This window comes from Nonomuraea solani, assembly GCF_900108335.1.
Lineage (GTDB): Bacteria > Actinomycetota > Actinomycetes > Streptosporangiales > Streptosporangiaceae > Nonomuraea > Nonomuraea solani.
In genome coordinates this window covers 15,492-31,867 of sequence record NZ_FNVT01000006.1, presented here as the reverse complement: position 1 = coordinate 31,867, position 16,376 = coordinate 15,492, and the positions used below count along the sequence as shown (strand labels likewise).

Genomic DNA, 16,376 nt, shown 5'->3' with positions numbered 1-16,376 from the left:
GACATGTGACCCTTCGCGGCGTCCGGCCACAGAAGGCGGGGACCGTCACGGGCACGGCTCGCGGACGCACTGGATCTCGCCGGGGTCGGCGCTGATCGTGGGCTCGGACGTCGGCGGCTCCTCGGGACCCGGCGTGGTCGGCTCCGGCGTCGGCTCGGGCTCCGACGTGGTCGGGGAGGCGGTCGGCGTCTTGGTGGGAGGCGTGCTGGTCACCGGCGCGCTGGGCGTCGTGGGCACGGCCGTGACGCGGGTCGGCTTCGGGCCGGCCGTGCGCCTGACCGGCGGCGAGGACTCCCGGCGGGCGGTCGCCGGAGCGGTGGGAGAGGTCTCGGTCGCGGTGCCGGCGACCGTGGGCTCCGGAGCCTGCTCGACGGTCGACTGATCGGCGGGCCGCATCCAGACCGAGCCCGCCACACCCACGGACACCGCCACGGCGGCGGCCACGGCGACCGCGACCCGCAGTGTCCGGCGCCGCCGGTGCGGCGCGGCGGGCAGCGTGCCGGGGGAGGTCAGCGCCTTGCGGGCGGCCTCGGCCATCAGCGTGGCCGAGGCCCAGCGCGCGTCGGGCGTCTTCTCCAGAGCCCGCGCGACCACCTGCCGCGGCCCCTGCGGCACCTCGTCGGGCAGCCGGGGAATGGGGGAGTTGAGGTGCTTGAAGATGATCTGTACGGGAGTGTCGCCCTGGAACGGCAACTCGCCGGTCAGGCACTCGTACGCCACCACGCCCAGCGCGTAGACGTCGACCGCGGGCGTCACGTTGCTGTCGGTGGCCATCTCGGGCGCGCAGTAGCCGGCCGAGCAGAGCATCGTCCCGGTCGCCGTGAGATGCGCGGCCGACACCGAGTGCGCGATGCCGAAGTCGGTGAGCACCACCCCGCCACCGGGCTTGACCATGAGGTTGGCCGACTTGACGTCGCGGTGCACGATGCCCTGCGCGTGCGCGGCGGCCAGCGCGTCGGCCACCTCCACGACCAGCCGCATCGTGGCCTCGATGCCGAGCGGCCCGCGCCGCAGGACGCGGTCGAGCGACTCGCCCGGCACGTATGCCATGACCAGGAAGCTGACCTGGCGGCCGTCGACCTCGGCGACGCCGTAGTCGTAGACGTCGACCACGCCGGGATGCCTGAGCGTGGCCATGGCCCTGGCCTCGTTCTGGAAGCGCTGGGCGAAGGAGGGGTTTTCGGTGAGGGCCGGGATGAGCACCTTGACGGCCACCGTACGGCCGAGCACCGTGTCGTCGGCACGCCACACCTCGCCCATGCCGCCACCGCCGAGACGGTCGCCGAGCACGTAGCGGTCATTGAGGGTGGTCCCCTGGCCTAGCACGTTCTCCAGGCTAACCCCGCGCCCCGTATGCCATCGTCGATATGACACACCCGGTAACGCCAAAGGCCCCCGCCACGTGGGCGGGGGCCTTTGAGAGACGCGGGTCAGGCGGACGCGGCGTCCTTCTCACGGTTGCGCAGGGCGCGCTGGACGCCGTCGGCGCCTTCGAGGATCAGCCGGCGCAGCGCCTGCGGCGGCTGGTTCGCCGCCAGGTAGTCGTGCGCGGCCTGAACCGTCTCCGGCTCGATGACCAGCGAGGGGAAGCACCCGATGGTGAACGTGGACGCCTGGTCGAACGTCCACTCCTGGTAGAGCCGCCCCACTTCGGCGAAGTATTTCTCCCGGTAGGGAGCCAGCAGCTCGGCGTGGTTGGCGTCCTGGAAGCCGCCGATCGTGGTCCTGGCGATGTGGTTGGCCAGCTTGCCGGCCACGATCCGCTCCCACGCCGCCGCCTTGGCCTCGGCCGTCGGGATCGCGGCCCGGCACTGCGCGGCCGACCGCTCACCCGTCGCCGTAGGGTCCCGCTCCAGCTCGGCGTCGATGTCGGCCTCGGCCAGCTTGCCGCCGGAGACCAGCGCGTGCACGAGCGTCCAGCGCAGGTCGGCGTCCACGGTCAGGCCGCCGGGCACCGCCGAGCCGTCGAGGATGCCCGCCAGCAGGGCCAGGTCCTCCTCGGAGGTGGCCACCGGCGCGAACGCCTGCAGGAAGGCGAGCTGGTGGTCGGAGCCCGGCGCGGCCGAGCCGAGCAGCGAGCGCAGCTCGGTGGCCAGCAGCGCCAGCCCTTCGGCCCGCCAGGCCGGGTCGGCGTACTGCTGCACGGCCATGCGCCCCTGCCGCAGCACCGCCTGCAGGACCGTGATGTCGGCGACGGTCCCGACGCCGGAGACGACCAGCTTGACGTAGTCGCGCGTGGACATCTCGCCGTCGCGGGTCATGTCCCAGGCCGCCGACCAGCACAGGGCGCGCGGCAGCGACTCGGTGAACGCGGCGATGCCGCCGTCGACCAGCGTCCGCAGCGAGCCGGCGTCGAGGCGGATCTTCGCGTAGGTCAGGTCGTCGTCGTTGAGCAGCACCAGGTCGGGCTGCTCCGCGCCGATGAGCTGGGCCACGGAGGTACGGGCGCCGACCACGTCCAGCTCGACCCGCTTGGTCCTGGTCAGCTTGCCGCCGGCCAGCGAGTAGAGCCCGATCGCGATGCGGTGCGAGCGCAGCGTCGGGTAGTCGGCCGGGGCCTCCTGCAGCACCTCGAACTTGGTGAAACGGCCGCCGGACACCTCGAACTCCGGGCGCAGCGTGTTGACCCAGGCGGTCTCCAGCCACTCCTTCGACCAGGCGGACAGGTCGCGGCCCGAGGTCCGCTCCAGGGCGTTGAGCAGGTCTTTCAGCTCGGTGTTGCCCCAGGCGTGCTCGGCGAAGTAGTCGCGTACGCCGGCCAGGAAGTTGTCCAGGCCGACGTAGGCCACGAGCTGCTTGAGGACCGACGCGCCCTTGGCGTAGGTGATGCCGTCGAAGTTGACCTCGACCGCCTGCATGTCGGGGATGTCGGCGGCGATGGGGTGGGTGGAGGGCAACTGGTCCTGGCGGTAGGCCCAGGCCTTCTCCACGTTCGCGAACGTGGTCCACGCGCCCTTGCCCCACCGCGTGGCCTCGGCCTGCGCGAGCACGGACATGTAGGTGGCGAACGACTCGTTCAGCCACAGGTCGTCCCACCAGCGCATGGTGACGAGGTCGCCGAACCACATGTGCGCCATCTCGTGCAGGATCGTCTCCGCGCGCCGCTCGACCACCGCGTCGGTGACCCGGGAGCGGAAGACGTAGTCCTCCAGGAACGTCACGCAGCCCGCGTTCTCCATGGCGCCGGCGTTGAACTCGGGCACGAAGAGCTGGTCGTACTTGCCGAACGGGTAGCGCACCCCGAACACGCGGTGGAAGAAGTCGAAGCCCTGCCGGGTGACCTCGAGGATGTTGTCGGCGTCGAGGTGCTCGGCGAGTGAGGCGCGGCAGTAGATGCCGAGCGGGATGCCGTCGTGCTCGGAGGTCACCTTGTGGTACGGCCCGGCCACCAGCGCGGTGATGTACGTGGACATGACCGGCGTGGCCGGGAACTCCCAGCGCCTGGCCGCCTGCACGGTGCCGTGCCTGCCGGTCGCCTCGGGCAGCTCGGTCACGTTGCCGGCGGCGGCGTTGGAGACGACCTCCCACGCGGCCGGGGCGAGCACGGTGAGCTGGAAGGTGGCCTTGAGGTCGGGCTGGTCGAAGCAGGCGTACATGCGGTGCGCGTCGGCCGTCTCGAACTGGCTGTGCAGATAGACGCGCTGGTCGACCGGGTCGACGAAGCGGTGCAGGCCCTCGCCCGTGCGCATGTAGGTGCAGTCGGCGTCGATGCGCAGCTCGTTGGACTCGGCGAGCGAGGGGAGCGGGAGGCGCCCCTTCTCGGCGTCGTAAGCGGACACGTCGAGGTCGGCGCCGTTCAGCGTGACCTGGCGGACGTGGGCACCGTGCAGGTCGATGAAGGTGGACGCGCCCGGCCGGGTGCTGGTGAAGCGGACCGTCGTGACGCTCTCGAAGCGCTCGTCTCCCTCCGTCAGGTCGAGTGCGACCTCGTACGACTCGACCTTCAACAGCCGGGCGCGCTCACGAGCCTCGTCCCGGGTCAGGTTGCCTGCCAAGTTGCGCTCCTTTTCACCACTTCGTCGGGGTTGTCCGTATCCTGCCATGCCGGGAATAGGACCCGAACCACCTCAGGTTATGGCCAGACATGGTTGAGAAGACTCCTGTGGACCTCTGGTTCGATCCTTCCTGTCCGTTTGCCTGGATCACGTCACGATGGCTGCTCGAAGTCGAGAAGGTTCGCCCTGTCGAGCCTCGATGGCGGCTGATGTCCCTGCACATCCTCAACGAGGACAAGGACGTCCCGGATGAATACAAGCGGGGCGCACGGAAGAATCTCGGTTCGGTCAGGGTGGTCGCCGCCGCGGCGGCCCAGCACGGCGAGGAATACGTCGGGCGGCTCTACACCGAGCTCGGCACGCGCCTGCACAACCAGGGCATGAAGAAGGACCCCGACCGGCTCCGCGAGGTCAACGAGGCCGCGCTCGAGGCCGTGGGCCTCGACAGGAAGCTCGCCGACGCGATGGACTCCGACGCCTACGACGAGGCCATCCGCGCCTCCCACGACGAGGGCATCACGCTCGTCGGCCAGGAGGTCGGCACGCCGATCATCCGGGTGGGCGCCAACGCCTTCTTCGGGCCGGTGATCACCAAGATCCTCAGGGGCGAGGACGCGGGCCGGCTCTGGGACGGCGTGCTCGCGGTCACCGCGTACGAGGACTTCTTCGAACTGAAGCGCTCGCGCGTCAAGCGGCCCAGTTTCGACTGACATTTCAGGCTTTATTCTGCAAGCCGTCGTACGCTGACGAAGAGAAGGCTGGTAGCGGTGGAGAAGGCTTATCCTCCACTCAGGATGAGCCCTCGCCTTGCCGCCCGATGCGCTGTCAGGATGGTGGCTATGCGTCAGCTGTACATCGGCGGCTCCTGGACCGCTTCGGCATCGGACGAACCCATCGAGGTCGTCAACCCGGCTACGGAAGAGATCATCGACCGGGTGCCCGCGGGCTCTCCCGACGATGTCGAGGCGGCCGCGGAGGCCGCCAGGAAAGCCTTCCCCTCGTGGTCGCGGACGTCCGCCGCGGAGCGGGGCAAACTGCTCGGCGCCGCGGCCGAGCTGCTGAAACAGCGCGCCGACGAGATCGCCAAGATCATCGCGACCGACATGGGCTCGCCGCTGGGCTTCGCGCTCAAGGTGCAGACGCTCATGCCGGCCACGGTCCTGGCCTCCTACGCGGCGCTGGCCGAGAGCCATCCGCGCGAGTCGCGGGTGGGTAACTCGCTCGTGGTCAAGGAGCCCATCGGGGTCGTCGCCGCGATCACCCCGTGGAACTACCCGCTGCACCAGATCGTCTGCAAGGTGGCCCCGGCGCTGGCCGCGGGCTGCACGGTGGTGCTCAAGCCGAGCGAGGTGGCGCCGCTGGCCGCGTACGCGATGGCGGAGATCTTCGACGAGGTGGGCCTGCCGCCGGGCGTGTTCAACCTGGTCAGCGGCCGGGGTCCGGTCGTCGGCGAGGCCATGGCCGCCCACCCCGAGGTCGACATGGTCTCCTTCACCGGCTCGACCGCCGCCGGCCGCCGGGTCGCCTCGCTGGCCGCCGAGTCGGTCAAGCGGGTCGCGCTCGAACTCGGCGGCAAGTCGGCCAACGTCATCCTGCCCGACGCCGACCTGGGCCTGGCGGTCAAGGTCGGCGTGGCCAACTGCTTCGTCAACGCGGGCCAGACCTGCTCGGCGTGGACCCGCATGATCGTCCAGCGCGACCAATATGACGAGGCCGTGCGGCTGGCCGTCGAGGCCGCGCGCGGCTACCGGGTCGGCGACCCCTTCGACGAGTCCAGCAGGATCGGCCCTCTCGTGTCCGCGGCCCAGCGCGACCGCGTGGTCCGCTACATCAACCGGGGGCAGGAGGAGGGTGCCCGGCTGGTGGCGGGCGGCACCGAGCGGCCGCACGAGCGCGGGTTCTACGTCGAGCCCACGGTGTTCGCGGGGGTGGAGCCGGGGATGACGATCGAGCAGGAGGAGATCTTCGGCCCGGTCCTGTCGCTGATCCCGTACACGAGCGAGGACCAGGCCGTCCAGATCGCCAACGACACCAAATACGGGCTGGCCGGCGCCGTCTGGTCGGCCACCGAGGAGCACGCGGTCGCGGTCGCCCGCAGGTTGCGCACCGGGCAGGTGGCCATCAACGGCGGCCGGTTCAACCCGCTGGCCCCCTTCGGCGGCTACAAGCAGTCCGGCGTGGGCCGTGAGCTGGGCGAACACGGGCTGGAGGAATACCTGGAGGTCAAGTCGCTCCAGCTCTAGCGCGCCGTCAGATCATCAGCCCGCCGCTGGCCACCACGTTCTGGCCGGTGACCCACCGGCCGTCGGGGCCGGCCAGGAAGGCGACCACGGCGGCGATGTCGTCGGGCCGGCCCAGCCGCTGCAGCGCGGTGAACGCCGGTGTCTGCTCCAGCGCCTCCGGCGGGTTGGCGCCGCGGAGCATGTCGGTGTCCGTGGCGCCGGACGAGACGACGTTCACCGTGATCTCACGCCCGCCCATCTCGCGCGCCGCCACCTTGGCGAACTGCTCGATGGCCGCCTTGCTGGCGCAGTAGAGCGCCAGGGTCGGCGCCGGGATCTGGGTGTTGAGCGTGGAGATGTTGACGACGCGCCCGCCGTCGCGCATCACCCGCTGCGCCCACTGCAAGGACAGGAAGACGGCCCGGGTGTTCACCGCGAACACCCGGGCGTAGTCCTCGTCCGTGACGTCGGCGATGAGTTTCTGCGGCTCGGCGGTGGCCGCGTTGTTGACGAGGATGTCCACCCCGGGCAGCCGCGCCTCCGCCTCGGCGAACAGCCGCTCCAGGTCCCGCTCGTCTCCTAGATCGGCCTGTACGGGGTGCGCGCCCGTCTCCTTGGCGACCTGCTCCGCCGCCTCGGCCGAGTGCTGGTAACAGAAGACCACGTCCGCGCCGTCGCTGGTCAGCCGCTCCACGATGGCCTTGCCGATGCCCCTGGAGCCGCCGGTCACCAATGCGCCTTTTCCGGAAAGTACGCTCATACGCTCCAACCTATGCGCGGAGCATGATCTTGCGAGCCTCCGGTTTGGGGAGCCGGTCGACGTACAGCCTGCCGTCGAGGTGCTCGGTCTCGTGCTGGAAGCAGCGGGCCAGCGAGCCGCGGGCCTTGACGCGGACCGGGCGCCGCAGCCGGTCGAACCCCTCCACGGTCACGCCCGCGGCCCGCGCGACCGGGGCGTAGATCGGCTGGCGCGTCTGGCGGTCGGGCACGGACAGGCAGCCCTCCTCGTCGAGCACCTCCTCCGGGTCGTCGACGGTCAGCAGCGGGTTGACGACGTGGCCCTTGCGGCCGCTGATGTCGTAGACGAACAGCCGCCGCGACACGCCGATCTGCGGGCCGGCCAGGCCCACGCCGTTGACCGCGTACATGGCCTCGAACATCTCGTCGATCAGCCGGCGCAGCTCGCGGTCGAAGTCCGTCACCGGCTCGGCGGGCGTGCGCAGGACGGGGTCGCCGAGGACGCGGATGTCTCGCATGGCTGTCTGCTTTCGCTTGCGTAAGGACTGGGCAACGGTGGGGGTCCTTACTCTAGCGAGCGAGCCCGATCGCCGGGGCTGTGGAAGACTGGTCGGGTGCGTGTCTACATCGGTGCCGACCATGCCGGCTATGAGCTCAAGAACCACCTCGTGTCCTGGCTCAAGGACCACGGGCACGAGGTGACCGACTGCGGTCCCTTCGTCTACGACGCCGAGGACGACTATCCCGCGTTCGTCCTGCGGGCCGCCGAGGGCGTCGCCGGCGACCCCGGCAGCCTGGGAGTGGTGATCGGCGGGTCGGGCAACGGCGAGCAGATCGCCGCCAACAAGGTGCGCGGCATCCGCGCGGCCCTGGCCTGGAGCGAGGAGACCGCGAGCCTCGCGCGCGAGCACAACAACGCCAACGTGGTCAGCGTCGGCGCCCGCATGCACTCCACCGAGGACGCCACCCGGTTCGTGGAGGTCTTCCTGACCACCTCGTTCTCCGGCAGCGAGCGTCACAGCAGGCGGATCGCGCAGCTGGCGACCTACGAGACGATCGGCCAGCTGCCCTCGCTGCCCTAGGCCTTGCGCTTGGAGTCGCGCCTGGGCATCTCGTCGCGCAGGGGCCGCCGGTCGGCGGCCTCCTGCTGCTCTTTCGCGGGTTTCGACACGTCGCGGGCACGCATGGCGATGACCGCCGTGATCTGCAGACTTTGCAGCGCCATGCCTTGGAGCCTACGTCACGGCGGCCTCGCCGCCAGAAAACGCCGCCAGAAAACGCCGCCAGAAAACGCCGTCAGAAGACCAGGCCGCCCCAGGGCTTGGGGCTCCACGACATGGCGGTGGCCAGCGCCCGCACGGCGCCGGCCGTGTGCTCGCCGATCAGGCCCGCCTGCAGGCGCTCCATGAGCGTGCCGTCGCCCATGTACGCCGACCCGAGCGCGCTCACCGGCACCGTCATGTCCGGCTCCTCCTCCACGGGCTTGCACTCCGCGCCCGACAGGTCGGCGGTGAGCCGCCAGCGCCGGGCGTTCCACGGGCACACGTCGTCCTCGACCTCGATGACGACGTCCACGGGCGCGGAGTAGGCCCGCGAGGTCAGCGCCCTGTCCACCTCGACCAGGCGGACGTACAGCTCGTCCTGCCAGCCGGCGCGAAGCCGGCGCGGGTCGGCCAGCAGTGCGATCAGCGGGTCGTCCACCGGCCTGCTGCCGGCCGTGACGGTGGTGGCCAGGTCGCGGTCGAGCAGGCTGCGCCAGAGCAGCGCATAGGCGGCGGGGTCGGTCGCCTCCAGCTCGTTGAGCCGCACCTGGTTGTCGGCCAGGCCGTGGGCGTCCCAGTTCGACTTGATGCGGAAGAGGGCGTAGCCGCGGACGCCGCCGTCGTCCTCGGCCAGGATCGCGCGCAGCGGGCCGGCGCCGTGCTGGTCGTACTCCTCGTCGGCGAGGATGCCGGTCCAGTTGTGCGGCTTGCGCTCGTAGCGGCCGGGGCGGTGGGTCACGATCGAGGCGAACAGCTTCTCCAGCTCGGCGCGTACGTCGGCGGGCTTGACGACCTTGAGCCTGAGCGCGGGGTCGGCAGGGGCGCCGGGCACGAAGGCCGACGCGTGTTTGTCGATCTTGAAGGACAGCTCGCCGGCGGCCCGGCCGTAGCCGTACCTGCCGTAGATGAGCGACTCGGAGGCGTACAGGGCGGCGACGCACTCGCCGCGCTCGTGTACGTCGTTGAGCTGCCTGCGCATCAGCGCGGACAGCACGCCGCGGCGCCGATGGGAGGGCAGCACGCTGACGGAGGTGACGCCGGCGACGGGAAGTTGCCCGCCGGGGACCGTCATCGTGAGGCTGAGGACGGAGGTGACGCCCGCGATGTCGTCGCCGTCGAAGGCGGCGAGCGTGCGGTCGAACTCGGTCTCGGTCTTCCACCGCTCGGACTGCTGGGGGTGGGGCGTCCAGCCGAACGCCTCCTCGAGAACCCGGCCGAAGGCCGGCCACTCGGACTCGTCAATCGGACGGATCGGATACGTCATCCGTCCACGGTAGGAGCGGGCAAAGGGGGAGGGCCACCCAATATCCGTGCTTAATGATCAAGGCGTTGGTCAAGTGGGCTGCCCAAACAGGGGTCAGACCGATACAGTCAGGCGCATCATGAGTTCCCGTCAGGCGCCGCTGATCCCGCCTCGGGTCCGAGCGGTCCTGGTGCGGGTGCCTTTTCTGGTCGCCGCCGTGCGCTTCGCCCGGCGCGATCTGCTGGCGCGCGACCGCAACCTGCTCATCACGCTGATCGTCGTCGCCCTCGTCATCGGGGTCCTGGCGGCGGAGGTCTCCAACGAGTGGTTCTCGCCCTCGCTGCTCATCCTCGTCACCCTGATCGGCGGGCTCCAGCTCCGGCTCGGCAGCCTCGTCAAGCTGCTCGTGGGGGTCGGCGCCGCGCTCGGCTACATCGCGCTCCAGCTCGGCGTGGGCCGGATCGGGCTCGGGCTGACCGTGACCATCGGGTTCACCACCGTGCTCGCCGTGCTCATGGCCCGCACCAGGGGCAAGCTGGGCGTTCAGGGGCTGCGCGGCGACGCCATGCTGCTGGAGCTGCGCGACCGGCTCAGGAGCCAGGGCGAGCTGCCGCCGCTGCCCAAGGACTGGGGCGGCAAGGTGGTGCTCAAGCAGGCGGGCGGGTCCTCGTTCGGCGGTGACTTCCTGGTCTCCATGCGCGACGGCGACTCCGTCGAGATCGCCCTGGTCGACGTGTCCGGCAAGGGTGTCGACGCGGGCACCAGGGCGCTGCTGCTGTCGGGGACGTTCGGCGGGCTCCTCGGCTCGGTCGGCGACTTCCTGCCCGCGTGCAACGCCTACCTGCACCGGCAGCGGGGCGACGAGGGATTCGTGACGGCCGTGCACGTGCGCCTCGACCTGGCGACGGGCGACTACACGATCACCTCGGCCGGGCATCCGCCGGTGGTGAAGTTCGACGCGGGCACGGGCAACTGGCAGGTCGCCACGGCCAAGGGCGTGGTGCTCGGCGTGGTGCCCGACCTGCACTGCGAGCCCGACAGCGGCACCCTGCGCAAGGGCGACGCGCTGCTGCTCTACACCGACGGGCTGATCGAGCAGCCCGGCCGTGACATCGACGCCGGGCTCGACCGGCTGCTCGGCGAGGCGGAGCGGCTGCTGCCCTCCGGGTTTCGCGACGGCGCCAAGGCCCTGGTCAACGCCATGGCCTCGGGGCACAACGACGACTGTGCGCTGGTGCTGATCTGGCGTCCGTAGTGACGTTTTAAACGGGTCAGGTCGTGATGGCGGTCACTGGCAGTGGCTTCGCCCGGCTGAGATCCTCTAGGGGTCCGGGCCCCGGCGGAGCGGCGCGGCTCCACCGGGCCCGTACGATCATCCCGTCACAGCCAGCCGCAGTCGCTCGCGATGCGTACGGCGTCGAGCCGGTTGCGCGCCCCGGTCTTGCACATGATGCGCGACAGATGGTTGCGCACGGTCCCCACCGACAAGAAGAGCTCGTCGGCGATCTCCGTCGAGCGCGCCCCGCCCGCCGCGATCCGCAGCACGTCGAGCTCCCGCCGCGTCAGCGGGTTCGTCGCGCACTGGAGGGCGGCCACGGCCAGCTCGGCCTCGATGGCCCGATCGCCCGCCGCGACCTGGCGCACGCCCTCGATGAGCCGCTCCGGCGGCACGCACAGGCTCATGAACCCGAGCGCCGGTCCGGCCAGCATCGTGCGCACCTGCCCTGGGTTGGGGTTGGCCGACAGGATCAGGATCCCGCAGCGCGGCGCCTGCCGGGCCAGCCGGGTGATCACCGCCGGGCCCGGCAGGTCGAGATCGACCACGGCCACGTCGGGCTCGGCGGCCCCCGCCGCCCGCACCACCTCCTCCGTGCTGCCCGCCTCGGCGACGACCCGCAGGTCGGGCTCGGCTCCGAGAGTGGCGAGCAAACCACGGCGCACCAGCGGCAGGTGCTCGGCGATGAGAATCCGGATCAAGACGTCCCCCTCCGTCGTCTCCCAGCGTGATCGCGTGATTCCGTACTGTCAATGCCGATCGAAAGCGCGGCGCCATGGGGTGCGGGGAGTTCGACTACTCTGGGGCTGTTCCGTCCTTCTGCTGCCGGGGAGCGCGCCCAGATGAACTGGCTCTACCTTGCGGGGATCATCCTTTTCGTTCTCGGACTGATGTTCTCCATCGCGCTGCACGAGCTCGGCCACCTGGTGCCGGCCAAGCTCTTCGGTGTCAGGGTGACCCAATACATGGTCGGCTTCGGCGGCACGGCCTGGTCGCGGCGCAGGGGCGAGACCGAATACGGCATCAAGTGGATTCCGTTCGGCGGCTACATCCGCATGATCGGCATGCTGCCCCCGCGGCCCGGCGACGACCCCGGCAAACTCAGGAGCACGGCCACCGGCCCGTTCCAGGGCCTGGTCGAGTCCGCCCGCGACGCCGCGCAGGAAGAGGTGCGCCCCGGCGACGAAGATCGGGTCTTCTACCGCAAGAAGTGGTGGCAGAAGGTCATCATCATGTCCGGCGGCCCGGCCATGAACTTCGTGCTCGCCTTCGTCTTCTTCAGCATCCTGCTGGTCGGCATCGGCCTGCCCACCTGGGCGCCGATCGTCTCGCCCGACACCAACACGTGCGTGATCCCCATGTCGGAGCAGCGCACCCAGTGCAAGGCCACCGACAAGCCCACGCCCGCCGCCCAGGCCGGCCTGAAGCCCGGTGACCACATGGTCTCCTTCGGCGGCCAGAAGATCGGCTCCTGGACCGACGCCACCCGCCTGATCCGCTCCCACGGCCCCGGCCCGGTGCAGCTCGGCATCCTGCGCGACGGCAAGCCGATGACGCTCAACGTCACGCTCATCGCCCAAGACAGGCCCAACCTGCAGGACCCGAAGAAGATCGACAAGAACGTCGGCTTCCTCGGCGTGCTGCCCACCGAGGTCATGCAGCAGCAGAGCATGGGCGAGGTCGTCGGCTACATGGGCGCGCTGACGGCCAGGGTGGCCGGGTCGCTGCTCAACCTGCCGGAGAAGATGGTCGGCGTCTGGCACGCGGCCTTCTCGGGCGAGGCGCGCGACCCCGAGGGCCCGGTGGGCGTGGTCGGCGCGGGCCGCATGGGCGGCGAGATCCTCGCCTCCGACCTGTCCAACGAGAAGAAGATCGCCATCTTCGTCAACCTGCTGGCGGGCTTCAACCTGGCGATCGGCACCTTCAACCTCATCCCGCTGCTGCCGCTCGACGGCGGGCACGTCGCGGGCGGGCTGTGGGAGGGCCTCAAGCGGGCGTTCGCCAGGATCATGCGCCGGCCGGAGCCGGCCTACGTGGACATCGCGAAGGTGCTGCCGCTGACGTACGCGCTCGCGATCGTGATGATGATCATGGCCGGCCTGCTGGTGTACGCCGACCTGGTCAACCCGCTCACGCTCACGAACTGACGCCGTCCCGCGGCCATCACGTCGAGGCGATGGCCAGCAGCAGCGGGGCGGCCGACACCCCGGTCAGCACGGCAGGGACGGTGATTCCCTTGACGTCCCTGGCCCGGAGGTGCGTGACCACCGCGCCGGCGAAGTAGAGCACGACGCCGGCGGCGGCCGCGATGCCGAGAGGGCGGTAGAAGATCCCGGCGAGCAGGCCGAGCGCGCCGGCGATCTTCAGCCCGGCCAGGAGCGGAAACCAGCCCGGCGGCACCCCGAGATCGGTCATGGTCTTCGTCACTCCCTGCTCCCTGGCCAGGAGAAGACCTCCGGAGGCCAGCAGGAGCAGGGACGACAGGGCGGCTACGACGATGTAGGCAACGTTCATGCCCGCAACTCTGGCCAGCCTGAGGAGCCGCAGGGAGACCGCGCTGAGGATGGCACCGGCAGGGCCACGCTGAGCGTCAGTTCATCGAGATGTGCACGTGGTCGTAGTGGTTCTCCGTGACGCTGCCGCGGTCGGACATCGTGCTCCAGCCGGAGCCCTGGTTGATGCGCTGCTTCCAGATCACGTACTTGATGCCGAGCCGGCTCTTGTTCTTGATCGCCCAGTCCGCGATGCGGTCTCCGAGCGACACGTTGCCGGCGCTGGGCATCGAGCCGCCCGTGCTCATCATGAAGTCGCAGGCCCGGCCGAGCGGGTGCTCGCCGCTGGAGCCCGAGCGGAAGCAGCCCACCTCGAACGGCAGCGCGAAGTTCTTCTCCACCTGCGCCTTCATCAGCCGCGTACGTGAGGTGATGTTGTCCGTGCCCGAAGGGAGCTCGGGGGCCCAGGAGCCGTCGGAGTTCTTGCCCGAGCCGAACGGCACCAGGTCCTGGAGCTTCTTCTGGATGTCCTTGATGACGTCCTCGGCCTCGTCGCGCTGGCCGGCCACCGTGGCCGTGTCGTCGCGGATCTTGGAGGCGAGCTCGGTGGCCTCGTCGCTGGCCCTCTTCTTGTCGTCCCTGGCCGTGGCCACGCCCTGCACGATGGCCTGCTGTTCGGCCGTGAGCTGTTCGAGCAGGGCCGCGCTGGTGCTGTTGTCCGGGAGCATGAAGGCGGGAACCGAGGGGTCGGCGTTCTGGTAGCGCAGCTGGGCGATCTCGGCGACCCGCCGCTCGGCCGTCGCCAGGCTCTGCTCGGCGGTGGCCAGCTTCGCCTTGGCCGCCTTGGCGGCGTCCTGCGCCTTGGCCAGCTCGACGCGCTTGAGGTTGTACTTCTCGATGAGCTTGTCGACCTTGGTGTTGAGCTGCTTGAGCTGGGTGCGGAGCTGGGATTCCGTCGGTTTCGGGTCAGCCGTCGCCGCGGTTGCCGGAAGGACGGCGAACGCGGTGGCGGCGATGAGACCGATGGCAAGTTTCGCGGGGGACGAAGCCGCCACGTAGGTGTTCCTCTCCCTCTGCCGGCCGGGTTAGCTGACGGGTTCGGGCATGGGAGGCTGCGATTCCCTACCACCGAAGTGGATTCACCCCAGGTGCGGATTGGGTCCCCGGCTCCCGGGTGACGCGCCCGGGATTAGGCGATGCACCGGCCATTACGGCCGGTGCATATGGGGATATTAGTGGTAGATCACGAGTCATGCGACCTTAAGTAGAAATCTATTAGTGATCTACTTGTGATCGAAGCATGCGTGCGGCCTCCTCAGGCAGCACGTCGTTCACGAAGGCGCCCATCGCCGACTCGGAGCCCGCCAGGAACTTGAGCTTGTTCGGCGCCCGCCGGATGCTGAACAGCTCCAGGTGCAGGTAGGCCAGCTCACGGTCCTGCCGCACCGGCGCCTGGTGCCAGGCCGAGATGTACGGCATCGTCATCCCGAACAGCCCGTCGAAGGCGCGCAGGACCGAGGTGTACAGCGGCGCGAACGCGGCCCGCTCCTCCTCGGTGAGCGCGGCCAGGTCGGGCACCTGCCGGTGCGGATAGACGTGCACCTCGTACGGCCAGCGCGCGGCGGCGGGCACGAAGGCCGTCCACAGCTCGTTGGCGGCCACCACCCGCGTCCCCGCCGCCCGCTCGGCGGCCAGCACGTCGGCGAACAGGTTGCCGGTGTAGCGGGACGCGGCGCCGAGCTGCAGCTTGGTCCTGGGCGTGACGTACGGGTATGCGTAGATCTGGCCGTGCGGGTGGGCGATCGTGATGCCGATCTCCTCACCCCGGTTCTCGAAGCAGAACACCTGCTCCACGCCCTCGATCGCGGACAGCTCGGCCGTGCGGTCGGCCCACGCCTCCATGACGAGCTCCACCTGGGCGTCGGAGAGCTTGGAGAAGGAGGAGGAGTGATCGGAGGTGAAGCACACCACCTCACACCGCCCCACCGCCGGACGGACCTCACTCAGGCCCCCTACATCCCCATAGGTCCCGAAATTTCCGGAGAAGGAGGGGAAGCGGTTCTCGAACACCACCACGTCGTAGTCGTACGACGGGATCTCCGTCGACCGCGCGTCCGTCGACGGGCACAGCGGGCACTCGGCGGTGCCACCGGTCGGCAGGAACGTCCGCGTCTGCCGGTGCCCGGCGATCGCGACCCACTCCTCGGTCAGCGGGTCGTAGCGCAGCTCTGAGGCCACGGGCCGGGGCTCGAGGGGCCGCCGGTCGATCGCGCTCCTGTCGGCGTCGTCCCGCCGGTCGAAGTAGATCAGCTCTCGGCCGTCGGCCAGGTGGGTGATGGTGCGCTTCAAGGCGTGCCCTCCGCGATGATCAGTTCTCCGGCCCGTTCGGCCAGCTCCGTGCGTGCGTCCTGGGACAGCCCCGCGTCGCTGATGACCACGTCGGCCTCGGTCAGCTCGGCGATGGTGCTGATGCCGACCGTGTTCCACTTGGTGTGGTCGGCGGGGATGACCAGCCGGTGGGCGGCCGCGACCAGCTCTCTGTCGGTCTCCGACTCGAGCAGGTTGGGCGTGGTGAACCCGGCCCGCACGCTCATGCCGTGCACGCCCAGGAAGAGCGTGTCCACGTGCAGGCGGCGGATCGCTGACACGGCCACCGGGCCCACCAGGGCGTCGGACGGCGTGCGCACGCCCCCGGTCAGCACGACGGTGCGGTCGGCGCGCGGGTTGCGGTGGAAGACCTCGGCGACGGGGATCGAGTTCGTGATCACGGTCAGCTCGGGCACGCCGATCAGGTGATGGGCCAGCGCCCACGTGGTGGTCCCCGCCGACAGCGCCACGGCGGTGCCCGACCGGACGAGCTGGGCGGCGCGCCGCGCGATGGCCTCTTTCTCCTGCTGCTGGCGGGCGGACTTGGCGGTGAAGCCGGGCTCCTCGGTCGAGCCGGGGCCCAGGGCGGTCGCGCCGCCGTGCACCTTCTCCAGCAGTCCGCGCTCGGCGAGCACTTCGAGGTCGCGGCGGATGGTCATGTCGGAGACGCCGAGCTCGCGTACGAGATCGGCCACTCGGACGCCGCCGTGGCTGCGCACGCGTTCGAGGATCGTCTGCTGCCGCTGCTGTGCGAGCACGTCCGCCCCTTCCAACAGATTCC

16 protein-coding genes and 1 riboswitch are annotated in these 16,376 nt (G+C 70.3%); of the genes, 5 read left to right on the top strand and 11 right to left on the bottom strand.

Annotated elements, in window-relative coordinates:
* Positions 1-45: 45 nt before the first annotated feature.
* Both C4V41_RS63115 and pepN read right to left on the bottom strand, forming a co-directional pair.
* Positions 46-1,326, bottom strand: coding sequence for a serine/threonine-protein kinase (locus tag C4V41_RS63115; RefSeq protein WP_200824157.1), 1,281 nt, complete (start codon positions 1,324-1,326; stop codon positions 46-48).
* A 104-nt stretch (positions 1,327-1,430) separates the two neighbouring features.
* On the bottom strand, positions 1,431-3,995 hold the full coding sequence (pepN, locus tag C4V41_RS22980; RefSeq protein ID WP_103957995.1) for an aminopeptidase N: 2,565 nt from the start codon (positions 3,993-3,995) through the stop codon (positions 1,431-1,433).
* An 89-nt stretch (positions 3,996-4,084) separates the two neighbouring features.
* Here pepN and C4V41_RS22975 point away from each other — a divergent pair, with 89 nt between their 5' ends.
* Both C4V41_RS22975 and C4V41_RS22970 read left to right on the top strand, forming a co-directional pair.
* The gene (locus C4V41_RS22975; protein ID WP_103957994.1) at positions 4,085-4,705 is read left to right on the top strand and encodes a mycothiol-dependent nitroreductase Rv2466c family protein; all 621 of its coding nucleotides are present in this window, start codon (positions 4,085-4,087) and stop codon (positions 4,703-4,705) included.
* Between the two features lie 129 nt (positions 4,706-4,834).
* Positions 4,835-6,238 (top strand): aldehyde dehydrogenase family protein, encoded by a 1,404-nt coding sequence (locus C4V41_RS22970; protein WP_200824156.1) that lies wholly within the window; start codon positions 4,835-4,837, stop codon positions 6,236-6,238.
* Positions 6,239-6,245: 7 nt separating this feature from the next.
* Here the strand turns inward: C4V41_RS22970 and C4V41_RS22965 are convergent, their stop codons facing one another.
* Entirely contained in the window at positions 6,246-6,977 is a 732-nt protein-coding gene (locus tag C4V41_RS22965) for an SDR family oxidoreductase (protein ID WP_103957992.1), read from the bottom strand.
* A 10-nt stretch (positions 6,978-6,987) separates the two neighbouring features.
* Positions 6,988-7,473 carry a peptide deformylase gene (gene def, locus C4V41_RS22960; protein WP_235030325.1) on the bottom strand — a complete coding sequence of 162 codons (486 nt, stop codon included), beginning with the start codon at positions 7,471-7,473 and terminating at the stop codon, positions 6,988-6,990.
* Positions 7,474-7,569: 96 nt separating this feature from the next.
* Here def and C4V41_RS22955 point away from each other — a divergent pair, with 96 nt between their 5' ends.
* Positions 7,570-8,037: a ribose-5-phosphate isomerase gene (locus C4V41_RS22955; protein WP_103957991.1), complete on the top strand. Its 468-nt coding sequence runs from the start codon at positions 7,570-7,572 to the stop codon at positions 8,035-8,037.
* Here C4V41_RS22955 and C4V41_RS61965 read toward each other — a convergent pair.
* Together C4V41_RS61965 and C4V41_RS22950 are read right to left on the bottom strand one after the other, a co-directional pair.
* Entirely contained in the window at positions 8,034-8,180 is a 147-nt protein-coding gene (locus tag C4V41_RS61965; protein ID WP_160150363.1) for a hypothetical protein, read from the bottom strand. The two genes, C4V41_RS22955 and C4V41_RS61965, sit on opposite strands and share 4 nt — an antisense overlap.
* A 71-nt stretch (positions 8,181-8,251) precedes the next feature.
* On the bottom strand, positions 8,252-9,481 hold the full coding sequence (locus C4V41_RS22950; RefSeq protein WP_103957990.1) for a GNAT family N-acetyltransferase: 1,230 nt from the start codon (positions 9,479-9,481) through the stop codon (positions 8,252-8,254).
* A 118-nt stretch (positions 9,482-9,599) separates the two neighbouring features.
* Between C4V41_RS22950 and C4V41_RS22945 the strand changes: the two genes are divergently transcribed.
* Positions 9,600-10,715, top strand: a complete 1,116-nt coding sequence (locus C4V41_RS22945) for a PP2C family protein-serine/threonine phosphatase (RefSeq protein ID WP_103957989.1) — start codon at positions 9,600-9,602, stop codon at positions 10,713-10,715.
* A gap of 125 nt (positions 10,716-10,840) precedes the next feature.
* Here the strand turns inward: C4V41_RS22945 and C4V41_RS22940 are convergent, their stop codons facing one another.
* Complete coding sequence (locus C4V41_RS22940) at positions 10,841-11,437, bottom strand: response regulator transcription factor (RefSeq protein ID WP_103957988.1); 597 nt, start codon at positions 11,435-11,437, stop codon at positions 10,841-10,843.
* Positions 11,438-11,578: 141 nt separating this feature from the next.
* Between C4V41_RS22940 and C4V41_RS22935 the strand changes: the two genes are divergently transcribed.
* Positions 11,579-12,883: a M50 family metallopeptidase gene (locus tag C4V41_RS22935; protein ID WP_103957987.1), complete on the top strand. Its 1,305-nt coding sequence runs from the start codon at positions 11,579-11,581 to the stop codon at positions 12,881-12,883.
* Positions 12,884-12,899: 16 nt separating this feature from the next.
* On the opposite strand, the gene C4V41_RS22930 is transcribed toward C4V41_RS22935, so the two are convergent.
* The 4 genes from C4V41_RS22930 to C4V41_RS22915 form a co-directional block, all read right to left on the bottom strand.
* On the bottom strand, positions 12,900-13,250 hold the full coding sequence (locus C4V41_RS22930; protein ID WP_103957986.1) for a DoxX family protein: 351 nt from the start codon (positions 13,248-13,250) through the stop codon (positions 12,900-12,902).
* Between the two features lie 76 nt (positions 13,251-13,326).
* Positions 13,327-14,283, bottom strand: a complete 957-nt coding sequence (locus tag C4V41_RS22925) for a coiled-coil domain-containing protein (RefSeq protein WP_103957985.1) — start codon at positions 14,281-14,283, stop codon at positions 13,327-13,329.
* A gap of 5 nt (positions 14,284-14,288) precedes the next feature.
* A riboswitch (cyclic di-AMP (ydaO/yuaA leader) is annotated at positions 14,289-14,434 on the bottom strand.
* Between the two features lie 69 nt (positions 14,435-14,503).
* Entirely contained in the window at positions 14,504-15,577 is a 1,074-nt protein-coding gene (gene galT, locus C4V41_RS22920; protein WP_103957984.1) for a galactose-1-phosphate uridylyltransferase, read from the bottom strand.
* Positions 15,574-16,353 (bottom strand): DeoR/GlpR family DNA-binding transcription regulator, encoded by a 780-nt coding sequence (locus C4V41_RS22915; RefSeq protein ID WP_103958358.1) that lies wholly within the window; start codon positions 16,351-16,353, stop codon positions 15,574-15,576. The genes galT and C4V41_RS22915 overlap by 4 nt, the downstream gene beginning before the upstream one ends.
* Positions 16,354-16,376: the final 23 nt, after the last annotated feature.